The organism is Photorhabdus stackebrandtii, assembly GCF_011189495.1.
In the GTDB taxonomy this organism is placed as follows: Bacteria; Pseudomonadota; Gammaproteobacteria; order Enterobacterales; family Enterobacteriaceae; genus Photorhabdus; species Photorhabdus khanii.
Genome location: NZ_PUJV01000004.1, coordinates 89170 through 107578 on the forward strand (window position 1 = coordinate 89170; position 18409 = coordinate 107578).

At 48.3% G+C, this 18409-nt stretch carries 10 protein-coding genes; 5 read left to right on the plus strand and 5 right to left on the minus strand.

Translation table 11 applies throughout. The features are described 5' to 3' along the window. Nucleotides 1-2: 2 nt before the first annotated feature. The 4 genes from C5470_RS05055 to C5470_RS05070 all read right to left on the minus strand — a co-directional run bounded on the left by C5470_RS05055 (nucleotide 3) and on the right by C5470_RS05070 (nucleotide 12201). Nucleotides 3-4256 carry a hotdog fold thioesterase gene (locus C5470_RS05055; protein WP_166286498.1) on the minus strand — a complete coding sequence of 1418 codons (4254 nt, stop codon included), beginning with the start codon at nucleotides 4254-4256 and terminating at the stop codon, nucleotides 3-5. Between the two features lie 92 nt (nucleotides 4257-4348). Continuing rightward, a complete protein-coding gene (locus C5470_RS05060; protein ID WP_166286500.1) occupies nucleotides 4349-10987 on the minus strand; it encodes a type I polyketide synthase in 6639 nt (2212 codons plus the stop codon). Nucleotides 10988-11153: 166 nt separating this feature from the next. Continuing rightward, a complete protein-coding gene (locus C5470_RS05065; protein WP_166286502.1) occupies nucleotides 11154-11396 on the minus strand; it encodes a DUF6347 domain-containing protein in 243 nt (80 codons plus the stop codon). 571 nt (nucleotides 11397-11967) lie between these two features. Then, nucleotides 11968-12201 carry a hypothetical protein gene (locus C5470_RS05070; RefSeq protein WP_166286504.1) on the minus strand — a complete coding sequence of 78 codons (234 nt, stop codon included), beginning with the start codon at nucleotides 12199-12201 and terminating at the stop codon, nucleotides 11968-11970. Nucleotides 12202-12464: 263 nt separating this feature from the next. On the opposite strand from C5470_RS05070, the gene hpaB reads away from it, so the two are divergent. The 5 genes from hpaB to C5470_RS05095 all read left to right on the plus strand — a co-directional run bounded on the left by hpaB (nucleotide 12465) and on the right by C5470_RS05095 (nucleotide 17183). Continuing rightward, nucleotides 12465-14027 carry a 4-hydroxyphenylacetate 3-monooxygenase, oxygenase component gene (hpaB, locus tag C5470_RS05075; protein WP_152963060.1) on the plus strand — a complete coding sequence of 521 codons (1563 nt, stop codon included), beginning with the start codon at nucleotides 12465-12467 and terminating at the stop codon, nucleotides 14025-14027. Nucleotides 14028-14047: 20 nt separating this feature from the next. Then, entirely contained in the window at nucleotides 14048-14566 is a 519-nt protein-coding gene (hpaC, locus tag C5470_RS05080) for a 4-hydroxyphenylacetate 3-monooxygenase, reductase component (RefSeq protein ID WP_166286506.1), read from the plus strand. Between the two features lie 355 nt (nucleotides 14567-14921). Next, entirely contained in the window at nucleotides 14922-16391 is a 1470-nt protein-coding gene (gene dtpB / locus C5470_RS05085; RefSeq protein ID WP_166286508.1) for a dipeptide/tripeptide permease DtpB, read from the plus strand. 142 nt (nucleotides 16392-16533) lie between these two features. Then, nucleotides 16534-16800: an AbrB/MazE/SpoVT family DNA-binding domain-containing protein gene (locus C5470_RS05090; protein ID WP_036849877.1), complete on the plus strand. Its 267-nt coding sequence runs from the start codon at nucleotides 16534-16536 to the stop codon at nucleotides 16798-16800. Next, entirely contained in the window at nucleotides 16800-17183 is a 384-nt protein-coding gene (locus C5470_RS05095; RefSeq protein WP_036849874.1) for a type II toxin-antitoxin system PemK/MazF family toxin, read from the plus strand. The genes C5470_RS05090 and C5470_RS05095 overlap by 1 nt, the downstream gene beginning before the upstream one ends. A gap of 184 nt (nucleotides 17184-17367) precedes the next feature. Here the strand turns inward: C5470_RS05095 and C5470_RS05100 are convergent, their stop codons facing one another. Further along, nucleotides 17368-18087, minus strand: coding sequence for a class I SAM-dependent methyltransferase (locus tag C5470_RS05100; RefSeq protein ID WP_166286510.1), 720 nt, complete (start codon nucleotides 18085-18087; stop codon nucleotides 17368-17370). Between the last annotated feature and the right edge of the window lie 322 nt (nucleotides 18088-18409).

An 18409-nucleotide genomic window follows, 5' to 3' on the forward strand; every position in this document is an offset into this window, starting at 1 on the left:
TTTCATGCTCCCTGTGTCAACAGCGCCGCAGAGGCAGTAGAAGGCAGAGGCAGGCGCCGGGTAAAGCCTGTACCCAGGTTATCACACAGACCAATGACGTTGCCGCGATAGATGATTTCAGCGATGAAGATCAGCGAGATAGCCGTCAAAGTAGTGCTATCATCCTGGTACTGAGCATCGATCGATTTACAGGTCAGGCGATAACGCAACACGTCACGTTCGCACTTCACTTCACTGCGGAATTTGGCGCTGCACTGAAGGTTGTACAGCGTGTGGGAGACCAAATCGCTTTGCGAGTTCAGCCCAAGATAATACAGGTAGAACTTTACCAACTGTTCGCAGCCCTCAACCAATAACGTTCCCGGCATGACCGGATCGTTTTTGAAATGCACTTTGAATACCCAGTGTTCGGGATCAATATCCACCTCACCGATCACCTCCCCCAAGCCAAAAGCACCGCCGGACAAATCAACATTCAGCACCCGACTAAGCATGCGTGAATGTGGAGCAGAAAATTTGACGGCACCTTCATGGGCATACTGCGGACCAAAACAGGCGGCGATGTCCCCTTGCATCAGGGCACTGATATGCTGTTCGTCAAAGCGTTGACGCAGGCAGCGCAGTGGCGGAGTGAAGGGTTGGGCCAGTTTTGCGGCGGCAAAATACGGCGCGGTATCTATCTGCCTGACTTTGGCGATCTCGCGCATGGTGAAGAAGCCGGAATTACCTGTCTGTTTTAACACCAGTCGCTCACCGACGTAGCAGTAGTATTCATAGGCAATCAAGACCATCCCTCCAGCGCGCACGCAGGAGTTGATATCGACCCGGCCACGCAGCACCTCACCCGCCTTTGGCATCTCGCTGTACACCGTGGTCTGACTGTCTACCGCGCGGTAGCCCAATAGCCCTTTGAACAGGTGGTCGCAGCCGATGACAGTGAAGGCTACTATCAGCGCGTGGGAGGATTCCAGGACGATAAAAACCGGAGCCTTGCCATCCACCACATACCAGGCATCAACAGGAATGTCGTACTCCCACTCAATGTAGCAAGGCTCAAGCCGATCCTTTACCGCTGACAGCGCGGTAATACGCGAGACAAACAGGTACGGCGGGGACGGCATGCGAGTGCGTACCGGATAACAGTCCACCTTGGTATACTCTGCCCCCAGCACATTCGCAACCAAACCGTCAGTCAGCTCAATAATCTGGCTTTCATCGAACAGCGGCGCACTAGCAGCTGCTGAGGAATGCTCACTGAGGATGTGATTGAGCAACTGATAATAGGACTGCTCAAGGCGCAGATACTGTAGTTGAGTTTGTGCATTGCGCACCAGGTACTTGAGCGCAGTAGCCGCAGGAGTCACCTGGGTATCAAGGTTGGTCGCGATGTTCACCGCCCCCGAGAAATATGCCAGATTAGCCTCGTTGATGATGAAATCGGCCAGCATTTTCTCCCTGGCGGTATAGACCGTGACCTTAAACTCCCCCGCAGCCGGTACCGTGGCTTTTGCAGGCCGGGCACGCGGCCCATCCTGCGATTCGCGCAGGATCATATGACTGTAGGCGCGGTCGATACCGATATGGTTGATTGCCGCACGCCGCAGCCCCTGTGCCGGTTGCGGCCAGAACTGCGTTTGTCTCGGCAGGGAAAAATTATTTCCGGCGCTGTAGGTCAACTGAGTGGATTGTGCATAATCGGGCAACGCCGGCAGATAGCGCTGGGTAAGTTGCAACGCCGCTTTGATAATTCCCAGCAAGCCATTGGCTGCCGACAGATGACCATAGTGCGCCTTCAATGTACCAAGGGTCAGCGGTGCCTGGCGCTGTGGCGAAGCATACACCCGGCCCAATGCGGCCAGCTCGGTGGCAATCTCATCAGGCCGCCCACCAGCGTAAATCTCAAGGTAGTCTATCTGTTCCTCAGTGCAACCCGCTGCCGCCAGCCCCTGCGTCATCGCCGTAACCATCTCCTCTTCATCGGCGCTGAACGCCAGTTGGCGATCCGCCGCATGGCCGATCGCCAAGCCTTCAACCACCGCATAAATGGGAATGGTCTCGCGCAGAGCATCCTGTTCGCGCCGCAGCACCACGACACCACCACCATCACCCACCGCCTGATTCGCCTGACACGACTGATGGTCCCACAAGACGTTTTCTACCCCGCCGGCAAAACTACAACTGGCAACAATCACGGCATCAACCTGTTGGCGGGCGAGCATGAACTGTGCCAGTTCAAAGGCTTTGAACGGTGCACTCTCTTCACTGTACAACGAGAATACCGGGCCATTCAGGTGCAAGTGAGCGGCAAGCCGACTCGCCACCACGTTACCAATCCCACCGGTAATGCCCTCCGGGTACGGGGTCGGGCACAAGCTATCCTTCAGGATGGTTTGTAACGCCTGCACATCGGTGTCAGGCAGTTCGATGCCGTGACTGCACAGACTCTGCGCCAATTGCCAGCTGATTTCATTGCGTGCCTGGTTACGTAAGCAGCCATAGTCCACCCCTCCGGCTACAATCACGGCAATGTTGCGTTTACTGCCGTCCAACGCATAACCTGCGTCGATGAAGGCACGCTCGGCCACCGGCAATAAAAATAGATGGGAAAGCAGATACGGGCCGACTACGTTCGGTGGCAGTTTGAAACGTTTGCAGTCGAACTCAAATTTCTCAATGTAGGAACCTGGCGGCGGTTGCTCTACCCCACGCATCGCCAACACATCAGCACGTTGTTCAATGCCCATCCAGCGCGTTGGCGGCAGCGTATATAAATGCTGTATTCCTTGTTGCACCGCCTGGTCCAGGGTATCGGTATCCTCCGTCTGCGCCAAGTGTACGCCAATACCCACCAGCGCCAGAGGCGCGATCACCAGTGGGCTCCAGGATTCGCTTTGCGTGGCACGCAACTGTGGATGATCCTCACTGATTACCATATGGGCATTGACACCGCCGAAACCGAACGCATTAATTCCGGCACGCTTTGGCCCGCCATTGGCAGGCCACGGCTGGGTACTACGAACCACGTGTTCCAGACCAAGCTGACCAGCCGGCGTGGTCACCAGTTGCTGCACACCAAGGGTCGCAGGAATCAGATCGTGCTGCATGGACAGGATCACCTTCAACAAGCTGCCCATACCAGACGCCGTCAGCATGTGACCATTGTTGGCCTTGTTAGCCCCCAGTAGTGGCCTCTTTTTCGCACAATCAAAGAAAGCTTCAACCGTCGCCAATTCGATTTGATCACCCACCGGGGTACCGGTGGCATGGCATTCGAGATAGTCTATCTCGGGGCTACTGTTGCGGTAGGCGCGCTCCAGCGCCAAGCGCTGTCCGTTGACGTCTGGCACCAGAATGTGCTTAACCCCAGCGTCGTTGGATAAACCGATCGATTCAATTACGCCATAAATTTTGTCATTATCACGAATGGCATCGGCATAACGTTTGATCGCCACAATGCCAACTCCCTCACCCGCTTTCAACCCTTCGGAGGTGCGTTCAAAGGGCACCGAGGCACCACCATCCGGGAAGGCCCGCAGGATATTAAACCCTTGGTTAATGTAGATATGATCGGCATGGCAAACAGCGCCGACCAGCATCATCTCTGCCTTGCCGCAAGCAAGGTAATCTGCAGCCATTTTTATTGCGTAAAGCGCCGATGAACAAGCGGCATCCAGGGCATAACTCGGCCCCTGCAAGCCCAATGCCTGGGCAGCGATGGTGGCATTATGCCCACCCGTTATCAGGTTAAGATCTGAATGCACCTCTTCCGGCCAGAATCGATCGAAGCTGAAATCTGGTCGTCCAATTAATTGCTGGATATATGGCGTTAATAAACGATGGTAAAACGGGCTCATCAAACGCTTGCCACTATGCGTCGGCATACCTATATTACCAATTAACAACCCCGTCTTTTTTAACACGGCCTGTTTATCACGGTATCCACTATCATTCAGCGCCTCTGCCGCCGTATAAATCGTCCATTTAAACAAATTATCCAAAGTCAGTATTTCATTCTCAGGCAGTGCATAACCTTTCGCGTCAAAGTGAAAATCGCGAACATGTCCATTTCGGTTATAGCTTATTTTATCAACTGTGCCTGAAACCGGATGATAATAAAATGCAGGATCAACACCGACTTCCTTAGCAGATAACGGGGTTGTACTATCATTTTTCAGGCAAAGGTTTGCCCAGTACTTTTCAATGGTATCTGCCTCAGGAAACAGACAGCCCAGCCCCACAATCGCAATATTTTCCATGACAGAGTAACTCCTAAGCATGACAAGATTCTCCTGAGCGCTACGACTGCCCCCAGGTACATATCAAACTGATTTTGTTTTATCCGGAAAGATTACCTTGTGTTTTTTTCCACCTGTTTCGAGTCGGCTTGGGTGAATAATTCCCTCAACGCAGCCGAGACGGTAAATTTGACATTATGCAAACGACCGTAAATATTCCCCATTAAGTCATGCAAGGTAATATCAACAACCAGCGCCAAGGCGGTTTTGGTATTAATTCGCATAGCAGCATAGAATTCTTCACCAAATGCCAAGGTAGCATATTGTTCAATTTTCCCAATTGCGCATGGCAGGCCTGCTTTATCCAAGCGCTGCATCAGCCAGAATAAGGGCAGTTGCAAAGCGACATCATAAATAAACAGGTTGAAAGAATTGACCGGGAACTGTCCCTGTAATTCAGGCGCTACGTCATCCAGTCGGCATTTCAATATCAGGTATTGATCATCAATATGGATAACCTTGCGTATTCCCTGAAATATGTTGCCGTGGAACAACATTCTGCCCTGACGCATATCGCCATACAAAGGATGAGCCAGGGCAATCTGAGTGTGCAAATCGGTATGCAGTTCTTCGCAGGCCGCTGCCCGGCGTTGAGTGGTGAGGAATAGCGTGGACTGATAGTGTTCAACCGTGCTTTTTCCCTGCTGACTGGTGATAGAAATATCTACCGCCAGCCGCTCATCCCCTCGCACATAGCCGCAGTTGGGCGTCAACACCGCGGTGTAGTCGCCAGGCTGGGTACCATCAAACACAATCCCCTGCAATACGCTGAAATCCACCACGTCCTGAAGCTGGTAGCCCGGAAAACGCTCTTCACAAATGCGCGTCATCCAGCCAATAGCGGCAGTGGCCGGCAATACCGGGTTGTCGCAGATGACATAGTGGTGCAGGAACGGATTGGCTTCCAGCGTCAACAAACGCTTAACTTGCTCCTCATCCGGCAGCGATTTCACCTGACGTGTGGCCTTGTAGTTTTCACCACCAACAATTACCTGCTTAGATTCAGTATCAGTAAATTCCTGTACGAAATAGCGTGTTCCCACATTGCCAGGAATGATCACCATGTTGCGGGCACTATAGGTACGTTTTAATGTGTCGTTGACCATGCCTCCGTCCCACGGCCCCCAGTTGATGGCACGGACGACCAGACGACTGTCACCTTTCAGTGGTAGGTAAGCAAATTTACTCAGGGTTTCATTGGCCATCGCATAATCGGCTTGCCCGGCATTGCCGAAATAACCGACAACGGATGAGAACAGCATTACATGGCGCAAACTAGCAATATCCACGACCTGGCACAGGTTTTCCAACCCTTTGACCTTAACGTCAAACACTGAGCGTAAATCATCCAGCGTTTTCTTCTCAATACGCTTGTCCGCCAGGTTGCCAGCACCGTGAATGATACCCGTCACTGGTCCAAATGCCTGCTGTGCTGCGGCAACCGCCGCCGCAACCTGCTGTACATCGGTAATATCGCAGTGCAGGTAACAGGCATCTCCCCCAACCTGCCTGATCTCTTGCAAGGTTTGGTTAATCTCATCGGCATATAACATCCCACTCAACATGGCATCAATTTTCACCGGCGTTGGCTGGACCTGTTGGGATTGCAGATAGGCGATCGCCGCAGCCTTGCGCTCATTGAGCGTGGTGGTACCCTGTGCCCATGTCGGCAAAGGCGCGTCCAACTCGGTTCTTCCCAGCAGGACAAAGCGTGCCTGGCTGAGTTTCGCCATCTCGATGATACATTGGGCCGTGATGCCACGTCCCCCGCCGGTCACCACAAAAACGTCCTCACGACTGACCTGGAGCGGTGCATCAACAGGTTCCTTCACTGCAAGCGCCAGCGTCATGCGCTCGCCATTCACACCACGGCCAACTTCGGTCAGATCGGTACAGCTATCCTGCAACTCTTCGATCAGGATCAGGGCAACATCACGCGGTTTCACTTGGGCGTCGATGTCGAGAGTACGGCAGAATACGTTTTTCCACTCAATATTCAATGACTTGGTCAACCCGCTGACCCCACTTGCGACGACCTCAGCCAGCCCGTTGTCGTTCGATGTGGACAGCGCGCCGTCCCCACGGCCTACGATAAAGAAGTAGCCCGCAAGGTTTTCATCTCGGTTCAGACTGCCCTGCAAACGCTTGGCCAGCAGGAACGTGGTTTCAATCGAGAGATAACCCTGCGCGCTGAACACCTTAGCCAGCGTTTTCACACTCTGCCGTGGCGTTTGAAGGTAGATCACGCCATCGATCGGCCCCTGCTCCTGTTCAATTTCACTGATTGCTGCATCCAATGTGGCTTCATCAGCGCAGTTCAGTACGTAGTGACCGGCGGTTTTGACATACTTTTCATTTTTTGCCATTCCCGCATTCAGAGTCAGTACCGCCACCCGCTGGCCCCGCTGTTTCAGCTGTTTAACCACCTCATCGACGACTGTTTTACCCTCATCCACCACCAACCAAAGGCGCGACAACGCAAACGTCAGCGGGTAACAGTCTGGAGTCGGTAACGATCGTAACATTACCGTATAACGAGCAACCCGAGGTTCAACTGGCACAACCTCTTCGGCAGGAATAGGCTGAACCGCAGGTGTAACACTCAGTTGCGATTCAGCCAAAGACTTTTTTGCGCTGGCGGCCTTTGACACAGAGGCGGTTGAGGTAACAAAGCCCAGCGTACGCTGCGGTGTTTCTGCCTTCACATCTTCTGACGCTCTTAGGTTGTGCAGGACTTGGCCGCTATCCTGTTCACTGGGATTGTCTTCAATAAAGGAATCCTTTGGCGCATAGCCCGAATTTTTACGACGGATATCGGCGATAATCTCATCGTTCATTTGTTTAAAAAACACGGAGATCTTACTGATATTGCTCAGTACTTCGATATCGAAAGTTTCCAGATACTTGTTCTTCAACGCATCGTGATAGATGCCGGTGTCTGCGGAAAAGGCATCAAACATCACGCCGAAAATTTCCAGACGTTTGATAGAATCAATGCCGAGATCGGCCTCAAGATCCATTTCCGCATCAATCATATCCTGCGGGTAACCGGTTCTGTCGCTGACGATGGCAACCAATTTGCCAATGATTTTCGCCTCGGTAATTTGCTCAAAATGTTTGATTTGTTTTTCCAGTTCCGGGTCGCTCACGCTGGATTTAGTCGGCGCAACCGGCTGACTCACTATCGGCTCAGAAGTAGTGGCTGGCATGGTCAGGCGCGGCGCGGCAATTTCTCCCATAGTTGGGACCTGCGCGATGACAGGAGCAGCCTTAGGCGCTACAACGGCAACTGCCGGCTGCATAGCCTGCCCCGACTGGAATAAGCTCTGCTGGGTGGCAAAATATCGCTCATGGTTGGCGTGATACAGCTCCAGGTTTTTATCCAACAACTGCACACTTTGCCCCAGGCTAGACAACATGGCCGGCAGGTTCTGGTGATCCTGGAACTTCTCCAACAGGGTGTATTGCTTGTTCAACAACAGCTCCAACAGTTGGATATACTCTTTCTGATTGGTTTGAAACTGTTCATGCAGCTGGCTCATGACCCGTTGCGCCTGCAACAGCTCATCCAAATTGCTCTTACCCACGTTCTCATTCAATTGATTATTCTGTCCCATAGTGTTGTCTCGCTTCTGAATTGCAACCGGCGTGCTTTGTTGAATAAATGGAGCAGGACCCTTTAGCGATCCCGTCTTTACCACCGACGCCGGCCTGGAGATCACTGATGCTGCCTCAGGTGCACGGTTGGTGATGAACCGTTCCACCACAGCGGTGTCGCCGTCACGCATCGCACGTTCACGCCGTTCCTGATTCTTATCTGACATGAAAAAACCGCCACTGAGCTTGAACGTCAGACGATTGTTTTTTTCCTCCGATGGCGGTTGTACACGGGCATGCCGGTCCAGGGCATTTAACCTGAATCCTTCTGCCAGTAACCTGGCCTGGGCCCTCGCCAGTTGTAACCTCTCCTCGCCTTTATTACTGGAACTGACCGAGATGATGCTGTGCTCTCTGCCATTGAGGATGTCCGCGACCAGCTTACTCAACACCCCTTTTGGCCCAATTTCGACAAACAGGCGGCCACCATGCTGATAGATGGTTTCGATCGTTTCACGAAAACGCACTGGCATGACCAACTGTTCCGCCAGCAGGCTGGCAATGTCCGCAGGCGACTTGCCGTAAGGTGCCGCCGTCGCGCTTGAGAACAGTGAGCACTGAGGTGGCTGGAAGTTGATTTGTGCCAAATGTTCGCGAAATGGCGCATAAGCTGACTGGATAAATTCGGTATGGAACGCGGCCGACACGGGTAAAATGCGGCAGTGAATCTGGCTGGCCTTCAGTTCATCATGCAGCTGATGGATCAATCTTGTGGCTCCGGCCAGCACCACCTGCGAAGCAGAGTTATCGTTGGCGACGGTAATCCCCGGATAGAGTTTGAGCACATCTTCACGTTGCTCTGATGTTAGAGACACCGCCAACATTGCCCCGGCATCTGAGTCTGCTCCCTGGTCAGCGGCGGCAAACGCTACAGCCGTTCCCCGCGCCAGTGACACACGGTAAAAATCAGCATCAGACAGCACGCCAGCCGCCCATAAAGCGGTAACTTCACCATAGCTGTGACCAGCAACAAAATCTGGGTTAAAACCATTCTCTTTCAAAATCGTAAAATAGCCGGCGCTGATAGCCCCCAATGCCGGTTGGGCATTGACCGTATCAGTCAAGAGCTCGTTTTGTTGCTGCCGTTCAGCATCGGAAAATACCGGAGTGGGATAAATCACGTGCGACAGCCCCTGACCACGCTCGTTGGCCGCCAGCACATCCAAGGCCTCCAACGCCTGGCGCATTTCAGGGTAGTCATTGGCAATGTCACGGCCCATATTGACATACTGCGATCCCTGTCCAGGAAACAGCGCCACCACTTTTCCATCCAAGTTTTTGGCCGAGGGCTGGTAGTAAATTCCCAGTGGGTGTTCCCAGCCACTTTCACTCTTTTGCTTCAACTGTTTTACTGCCGACGCCATTATCTCCGCCGCCTGTGTGCCAGATGTAGCAACAAACAACAGACGTGCTTGATGAGGTTGCAACCCGTTAAGATCCTGATGTGCAAGATGCTCGCGTAACGCCTGCCCAGCAGACGACGCGCGGCCAAAACGCGCCAGCGCCACCTCACACTTAGCCAGCAGTTGCTCAGGGTTCTCACCGCTGAACAACAACGTGACTACCGGTCCATTCAAACGATAGGCGCCACGCGGCTCTCGCTCATACTCTTCCAAGATCGCATGGAAATTTGTTCCTCCAAAACCAAAAGCACTGAGAGCAGCGCGGCGTGGCGCAGCGTTGAGAGGTCGTAACCAGGGACGAGGCTCACTGTTGACATAGAATGGCCCGTTATCCCCGGACAACATTTCGCCAGGCTGAGTGACATTGATCGTGGGAGGTAACACTTTGTGATGCAGGGCAAGCGTCGCTTTGATCATTGATGCTGCCCCCGCCGCACTGCGGGTATGACCAATCTGTGACTTAATGCTGCCTATGGCCACCGATTTCGCCGCCACCTTGTGCTCATCGAAAACCATACGCAGACTTTTCAGCTCTGTATTGTCACCGGTGGCCGTCCCGGTGCCATGCGCCTCGACCAGTTGAATGTCCGCTGGAGTAAGGCCGGCACGGGCATAAGCACGCTTGAGTGCTTTTACCTGGCCTTCATAACGGGGGGCAAAAATGCTTTTCGCTTTACCATCACTGGATGCCTCGAGCGATTTGATCACCGCATAGATATTATCACCATCCAACTCGGCGTCTTCCAGACGTTTCAGCACCAGCATGCCAACACCATCACCGAGCATGATGCCATCGGAGTCACGATCGAAAGGGCGCGACAAGTTGCTTTTCGACAGTGCCGGGGTTTTGCTGAAACATACGAAAGAGAACGCTGAATTCTCCAGGTTAACACCCCCCGTCAGCACAGCATCACAGCTGCCTGAATTGAGCTCACCGATAGCAGCTTTGATCGCCGCCAGGCTGCTCGCACAGGCGGCATCCACCATGTAGGACGTCCCACCAAGGTCAAAATAGCTGGCGATGCGACCACAAGCCACATTACCAAGGAAACCGGGTAAACAGTCCTCATTCCATTCAAGGCATGAATCATGCACCCGGTTGATCACTTCGTCCACAACCGCCTCCGGCAAACCGGACTTGATCATGATTTTACGCAGGTATGGGGTTTGCTGACGGCCTGCCAGCGAGAATAAGGTATTGCCGTTACCGCCGCCGCCCAGAATAACGCCGATGCGATCGCGGTTCACTCGCTGGTTTTTTTGACCAATTAATCCCGCATCCTGCATTGCCTGTTTGGCCACATACAATGAAAATAATTGTACGGTACTAATTGAATCAACAATGGCCGGCGGAATTTTAAATTCCACCGGATCAAAATCAATAGCAGGAACAAAACCGGCTTTATGACCATACGTTTTATCCGCAGCCGACGCATCTGGATCATAAAAATCCTCTTTGCTCCAATATTCTATCTCTGACACGGTGGTAATATCAGTCAAAGAATCTTTTTTAGCCATTATGTTTTCCCAGAACTCATGCAGATTTGAGGCATCAGGGAAATGGCTGGCCATGCCGATAATAGCAATATCGCCCTGGCCTTTTTTATCGTGCACTAAATATGTCTCAGACATATACTCCTCACGCTTTAGGTGAAATAATCCCATACGCAACACACATCAATAAATTGTGCTATGCATAGTGAACTCACCGCTGTTGTTTACACCAAAATGATCTTTCCATGATCGTTTAATGACTCATCAAAAATTATTTACTGCAATATTGTTATATTTTCTGCAATCACAGTTGAATTTTCCCCATGCCTGATAACCTTGATTTTTTTATACGGATATTATTACCAAGATTATTCTTATCCTCGCGTTCATATTTTCTTACAGTCTGCATTACACCGTCAAAAATAACTTCCGCTGAAACAGAAACAATCACCACCAGTAAATAGAATGCCAGAAAAATGCCAATGGAAGGTGAACCTCCTGCCATGTGCTGAGGAAAAATAAATACCACCAATAGGTACAGTACCAATAACGCTACAAATCACAGTATTAAAGAAAACCAATCCAAATAGCCTATTACCCCTAAAAATTACGGTCATGACATTCTCTTAACTTACTAATAGTATACCGCGCCATTCGTAATGGCGTGTGTAAGTTATATTGATTTATTTCGTATTTTTCAAGGCAATAAAACTAACTTTAATCTTTATAGATAACTGGTATACATCGGTTTAGCTTAACTTTCAAATCTCAGTAAAAATTGGCTTATATTAAAAGAAAAAGACAACATAGTCCTTTTAAATCAATCAAATACAAAAACAATAAAACATTAACAAATCATTATATGTATTAACAATGGTAAAAAAATGGAAGATAAGACCATAAAAACCATAAAAAAAACAAAAAATAAAATTTTATATCAAATTAAATTAAAATTTAAAAAACACAACAAAATAGATAATAAAGCCGCAACAATTACGTGAGGTAGATTGGATTTTAATAAAAAATTTATCAAAAAATCTTTACATAAAATGATACGAGGTGCGATAGTTAGAAATATATAATGCGGTATTGAGGTTGCTTAGTTAATCCTATTCCTTTTATTTGGGCGGCGATCCCCCCAGAACCGATATGATATGGCGAGTTTCAACGAGATGACAGGAAGTAACCGTAAAATAGCTGGCATCCAGACCTACCGTGACCATTGAAAACGCGAAGCAAACCATCTGGCGACCAAGTCGTTCAATACAAAATTGAGTATCACGAACATTGCCTGGAGCAACATACGTATTCGGTGATAATCCCGAATTCGCTGTCCACCGTGTAGTAGTCAATCTCGTAAGAAATCTTATTTACTCAACCGGCGAAAAACAGATTAAATAATCGCTACAAAAACATTACCTAGATCACACTTTAGTCACAAATCGCCATTTCCCAACGAAAAGTACCAGCTAACCTTCCAAAAATCTATTCAAGAAAAGCCATTCTGAGGCTTCAATTAAGAAACACAAAATAAACATTAAATTAACATTTCCGTGCCAATATTGATTATATTTATATCAAGACCGGCGCTTTTTATTCAGACTGTGAGGTAGACATGAAACCAGAAGATTTCCGCGCCGATAAAAAACGCCCGTTTACCGGTGAAGAGTACCTGAAGAGCCTTCAGGATGGCCGCGAAATTTATATTTATGGTGAGCGCGTAAAAGATGTCACCACACATCCTGCGTTCCGCAATTCTGCTGCCTCAGTCGGTCAATTATACGATGCCCTGCACGCGCCTGAAACCCATGATGCTTTATGCTGGAATACCGATACCGGCAATGGCGGGTATACTCACAAATTCTTCCGCTTTGCCACTTGCGCTGACGATCTGCGCCAACAGCGTGACGCTATCGCTGAGTGGTCACGTCAAACCTATGGCTGGATGGGCCGTTCACCTGACTATAAAGCGGCATTCGGCAGTGTGTTAGGCGCATTCCCTGAATATTATGGTCAATTCGCTGATAACGCCCGTCATTGGTATAAAAAGATTCAGGAAACGGGGGTTTATTTTAACCATGCAATCGTTAATCCCCCCATCGATCGCCATAAACCCGCTGATCAAACCCGTGATGTTTTTATCCAACTGGAAAAAGAGACGGATGCAGGTATTATCGTCAGCGGCGCAAAAGTGGTCGCGACCAACTCGGCTCTGACTCACTATAACTTTATCGGTTTTGGTTCCGCGCAAGTCATGGGAGATAACCCTGATTTCGCCCTGATGTTTGTCGCCCCAATGGATGCCGATGGGGTAAAACTGATTTCCCGCGCGTCTTATGAACTGGTAGCCGGTGCGACAGGTTCCCCGTTCGATTATCCTTTATCCAGCCGTTTTGATGAAAACGATGCGATTCTGGTGATGGATAAGGTCCTTATCCCTTGGGAAAATGTCCTGATTTACCGTGATTTTGACCGCGCACGTAACTGGGCAGTTAAGGGCGGTTTCGCCAGCCTGTTCCCATTACAGGCTTGTGTGCGTCTGGCAGTGAAACTGGATTTTATTACCGCCCTGCTGCAAAAGAGCCTGGAATGTACTGGCGTGATAGAATTCCGCGGTGTTCAGGCCGATCTGGGTGAAGTGGTTGCCTGGCGCAACCTGTTCTGGTCGCTGAGTGATGCTATGTGGGCAGAAGCCAAGCCGTGGCAAGGTGGTGCTTATATGCCGGATACTCAGGCAATACAAACTTACCGCGTGATGGCCCCAACCGCTTATACGAAAATTAAAAATATTATTGAAAAAAACGTCACCAGTGGTCTGATTTATCTGCCATCCAGTGTCCGTGATATGCATAACCCAGAAATTAATAAATATCTGGAGCGATATGTTCGTGGTTCCAACGGTATAGATCACGTTGAACGAATCAAAGTGTTAAAACTGATGTGGGATGCCATTGGCAGTGAATTCGGTGGTCGCCATGAGTTGTACGAAATCAACTACGCCGGCAGCCAGGATGAAATTCGTCTGCAATGTCTGCGCCATGCCAACGGTTCCGGCAATATGAAGAAAATGATGGATATGGTTGATCGCTGTCTTTCCGACTATGATCAGAACGGCTGGCTCAGACCACACTTATACAACAATAACGATATTAACCAGTTAGATACGCTGCTGAAATAATCGGTAGCAGGAGGCCAATTATGTCTGTAGAAAATGAACATCGCCTGCGTTTCAGAGATGCGATGGCGAGCCTGTCAGCCGCGGTGAATATCGTCACCACCGATGGTCCTGCCGGATGCTGTGGTATTACTGCCACTGCGGTATGTTCGATCACCGATACGCCGCCCACTCTGATGGTATGCATTAACCGAAGCAGTGCTATGAACTCAGTTTTTCAGGAAAATGGCCACCTGTGTGTAAATGTCTTAAACCATGAGCAAGAATTAATGGCACGCCATTTTGCGGGTATGACCGGAGTCAGCATGGAAGAACGTTTTCGCTGGAATATCTGGCAAAAAGGTCCGCTGGGCCAACCTGTGTTGACCGGCACCCTCGCCAGCCTTGAAGGTGAAATTGAGCAGGTTCAGGAAGTCGGCTCTCATAATGTGTATCTGGTTCACATCAGGCATATTACCGTGAGCGAACAAGGCCACGGCCTGATCTACTTCAAGCGTAATTTCCGTCCGGTTATGCTGGAAACTGTCGCTGCCGCAGTTTAACAATCTACTGAATTAAGCTCTAAGCTGCTCCTCCAATATTCAGGCCAGAAACGGCCTGAATAGCCCTCTTTGCTTGCTCTATTCAGTTAACAATTCAACTAAATCCTCTTCCTAACCCTTTTTGATATTCACTTAATGAATATGCTGTTAAATTTTATACGCAATCTTTATGTTCGTGTGATCGACCATTGAGAACCTATTTTAACCCTATAATAACCTACCTCTCTCAATATTCACCCAAATAAAGTTCATAAAAACATAATCTTAGCGATACATCATTTCACAGGGATGTTAATTACCCTGCATTTCCAGGTGTATTCCAAGATAAATGATAACTAATCAGAGGTAATCAACTATGAATAAACCCGCTTCGCTCGGTTTATTACAACAACCCAAGCCGTTTTTCATGATCTTTTTCGTCGAGCTTTGGGAACGATTCGGCTACTACGGCGTACAAGGCATTCTTGCAGTTTATTTTGTCCAAAAATTAGGATTTTCTCAGGAACAGGCATTTACTACCTTCGGGGCATTCGCCGCGTTGGTTTATGGCCTTATCTCTATTGGTGGCTATGTCGGTGACCACTTACTTGGAACTAAACGAACCATTGTGTTAGGCGCTATCGTCCTGGCAGTGGGTTATTTTATGACTGGCCTCTCCATCCTGAAACCTGATTTAATTTTCTACGCATTAGGAACGATTGCTGTTGGTAACGGCCTGTTCAAAGCAAATCCAGCCAGCTTGCTGGCTAAATGCTATCCACCGAAAGATCCTCGTCTGGACGGAGCTTTTACTTTGTTCTACATGTCAATCAATATCGGCTCGCTGTTCTCACTCGCTATCGCGCCGGTTATTGCTGAAAAATTCGGTTATGCCGTTACCTACAATATTTGTGGTATAGGCCTGATTATTGCGTTATTGGTCTATATCTTCTGTCGCAATACGGTTCGTAATATTGGCTCTGAACCAGACCATCAACGAATCAACTATAAAAACCTGATCCTGGTTCTGGCGGGAACTGTTGCAACGGTTTTCGCCTGTGCATGGCTGATGCACAATGTAAAAATTACTAATGTTGTTCTGATTGGATTGTCTGTGGTCGTGGTGTTTATCTTCTTCCGTGAAGCACTTAAGCAGGATAAAGTTAGCCGTAACAAAATGTTTGTCGCTTTCATCTTGATGCTTCAGGCTATTGTGTTCTTCATCCTGTATGCTCAGATGCCAACTTCCCTGAACTTCTTCGCTATCCATAACGTTCATCATGAGTTGCTTGGTTTTAATATCAATCCGGTCAGTTTCCAGGCACTTAACCCATTCTGGATTGTTGTTGCCAGTCCAATACTGGCTATGCTGTATACTCATTGGGGTTCTAAAGGTAAAGACCTGACAATGCCGGCTAAGTTTACCGTGGGTATGTTCCTGTGCTCTTTAGGTTTCCTGACTGCCGCTGCTGCGGGTTTGTGGTTTGCTGATGAGCAAGGTTTAACTTCACCCTGGTTTATCGTTCTGGTTTATCTGTTCCAAAGCCTCGGTGAATTGATGATCAGTGCATTAGGTCTGGCAATGGTTGCCGCTCTGGTTCCTCAGTATCTGATGGGCTTCATTCTGGGAATGTGGTATTTAACTCAAGCGACCTCATTCTTACTCGGCGGCTATGTGGCAGCCTTTACCGCAGTACCGAAAGGCATTACTGATCCACTGCAAACATTACCTGTCTACACCAGTGTATTCGGCAAAATTGGTATTGCTACCTTTATTGTCGCGATCATCATGGCGATCACAGTGCCGTGGCTGAATCGTATGATGAATGAGAAACAAAAAGCATGATTTGTTTTAATTGAATTGTCGTGTTTCTTGTCCAGCCTGTGTTGGTTCAGGAATACATTCGTTTGAACTGCGAGCATTGACAGTGTTTATACAGAGTATATACTTATTGTTTGTGTAAACAATGTTTATCAAGAGGTGAGTTATGGCTCAGATAGTTCACACGAAAATCCAACGTTGGGGAAATGGGTTGGGGCTGCGCGTTGCTGGTTTAATCAGGGATATTCCTCATTTCACACCAGACACTGAGATTGAAGTGGAGGTGTTTGAGGACGGTTTTACCGTTAAGAAAGCAAAGCTGGCACGACGTAAACTGCCTTACTCAGAGAGCGAATTGCTGGAAGGACTGACCTCAGACACTGTACAGGTTGGGCTGCTGGCTACATTGTCTACATCCGAGGTTGATAATTAATGCCAAAAATATTTATCCCAGAGCGTAACGATATTATCTGGCTTGATTTTGAACCAACCAAAAGCAAAGAAATTGGCAAGTACCGGCCTGCATTAGTTCTGAGTAGTCAAGCTTATAACCAGCAAACCGGATTGCTGATTTGCAGCCCGATCAGCACCAGCATTCGTGGTGCCAAAACGGAAGTCCCTGTGAAAAATCTGGATGAGCCGTCCGTTGTTGCTTCAAGCTTGATCCAGACGTTGTCCTGGAAAGACAGAAAAGCACAATTTATTACCAAAGCAGAGGCTGGGATACTAAATGAAGTACTGCTGCGTTTACTTCCTTTAATTGGTGCAGATGCTTTAATCGAAAAATTAATGAATGATGACAAGCCATCCAAGTGATGGCTTTTGTTTGGTGTCACTTAATCTAATTGTTCTCTTCGCTGATCACAAAATATTAATCATTTTACTTTTTATAAAATACCATTCAAAACAATATTAAATTGCATTCGAAACTAATCATGTGGAATCCCTCACCGACATTTTTGTAACAAGCAAGGAATTCCATCAGTCAGATATGAAGCATCTAGAATTTAGTCGCTTTGAACATGACGAAAGGTGGGTAATATTGTAGACCTTCAGTATCCTTTGACGCATCAGCGTCACTGTGTTCAAAAAGCTCAATAGTTTGGAACCCGGCCTCGTTCAAGATTTTGTAATATGTATCTTTATGCCAATGCGTATCTGAAATCTTAAAAATACCTCCATTTGGCAGATCTAAATACACTGGTTTGACTTCTCCATCACTGTATTTTTTATTTGGATCACCGCTCATAAAAGAACTGAACTTAATCCCAGCGGAATCCGGATTGGTATCCAATACGTAAAAAATGCCGCCAGGCTTTAATGTCCTGTGAATTTCCTTGGCGATTTTCAAAAGATCAGACTTTTCACTGTTAGTAATGAACACGTAACAGCATATAGCTGCGTCGAAAGTATTATCATTGAAATTAAGGACATCAGTTGTGATTTGATGATAAGAGCTATTGCCACGATTGATGTTGCTGGAAGCTTTATCCACCATGGTTTGTGAAATATCTACTCCCGTTACCGTCTTTATACCTCCAGCAATTAGCCGACGTGACACTTTCCCACCACCACAACCGTAATCAAGAACCGATACGTTTTGGCCCAAGCTCTCCTTAAGGTTCTCAATCAACGGCATGTACCCAAGTCTCTCCTCCAAATAATCATCATATTGATCGAATAAGTTTGAAGCCTCTTTATTCATCCAGTCAGTATTCATTTATCATCTCATATTCATTTATGTGTAGTAATAACCAAAAAAGGACTAGATTTTCCTATTTCATCCCGTTCAATAAAAAAGATCTGTGAAATGGATGGACGCTTTCAATCAGCATATCAGGCACGCTCTCCCCGCTTAGGAAATAAATGTTCACTTTGAAGAGACGGAGAATTTCTATCCAGTACTCGTCTAGTGGAAGCTGATTTATATCGCTCAAAGATAATTCAGAGCGACGAATTATCTTTTCGTACTCCAGAACCCTGGATACCACTGAAAAATCCGATTTAGGCATTACAGGCAGTAAACATATTGGCTCAAATGT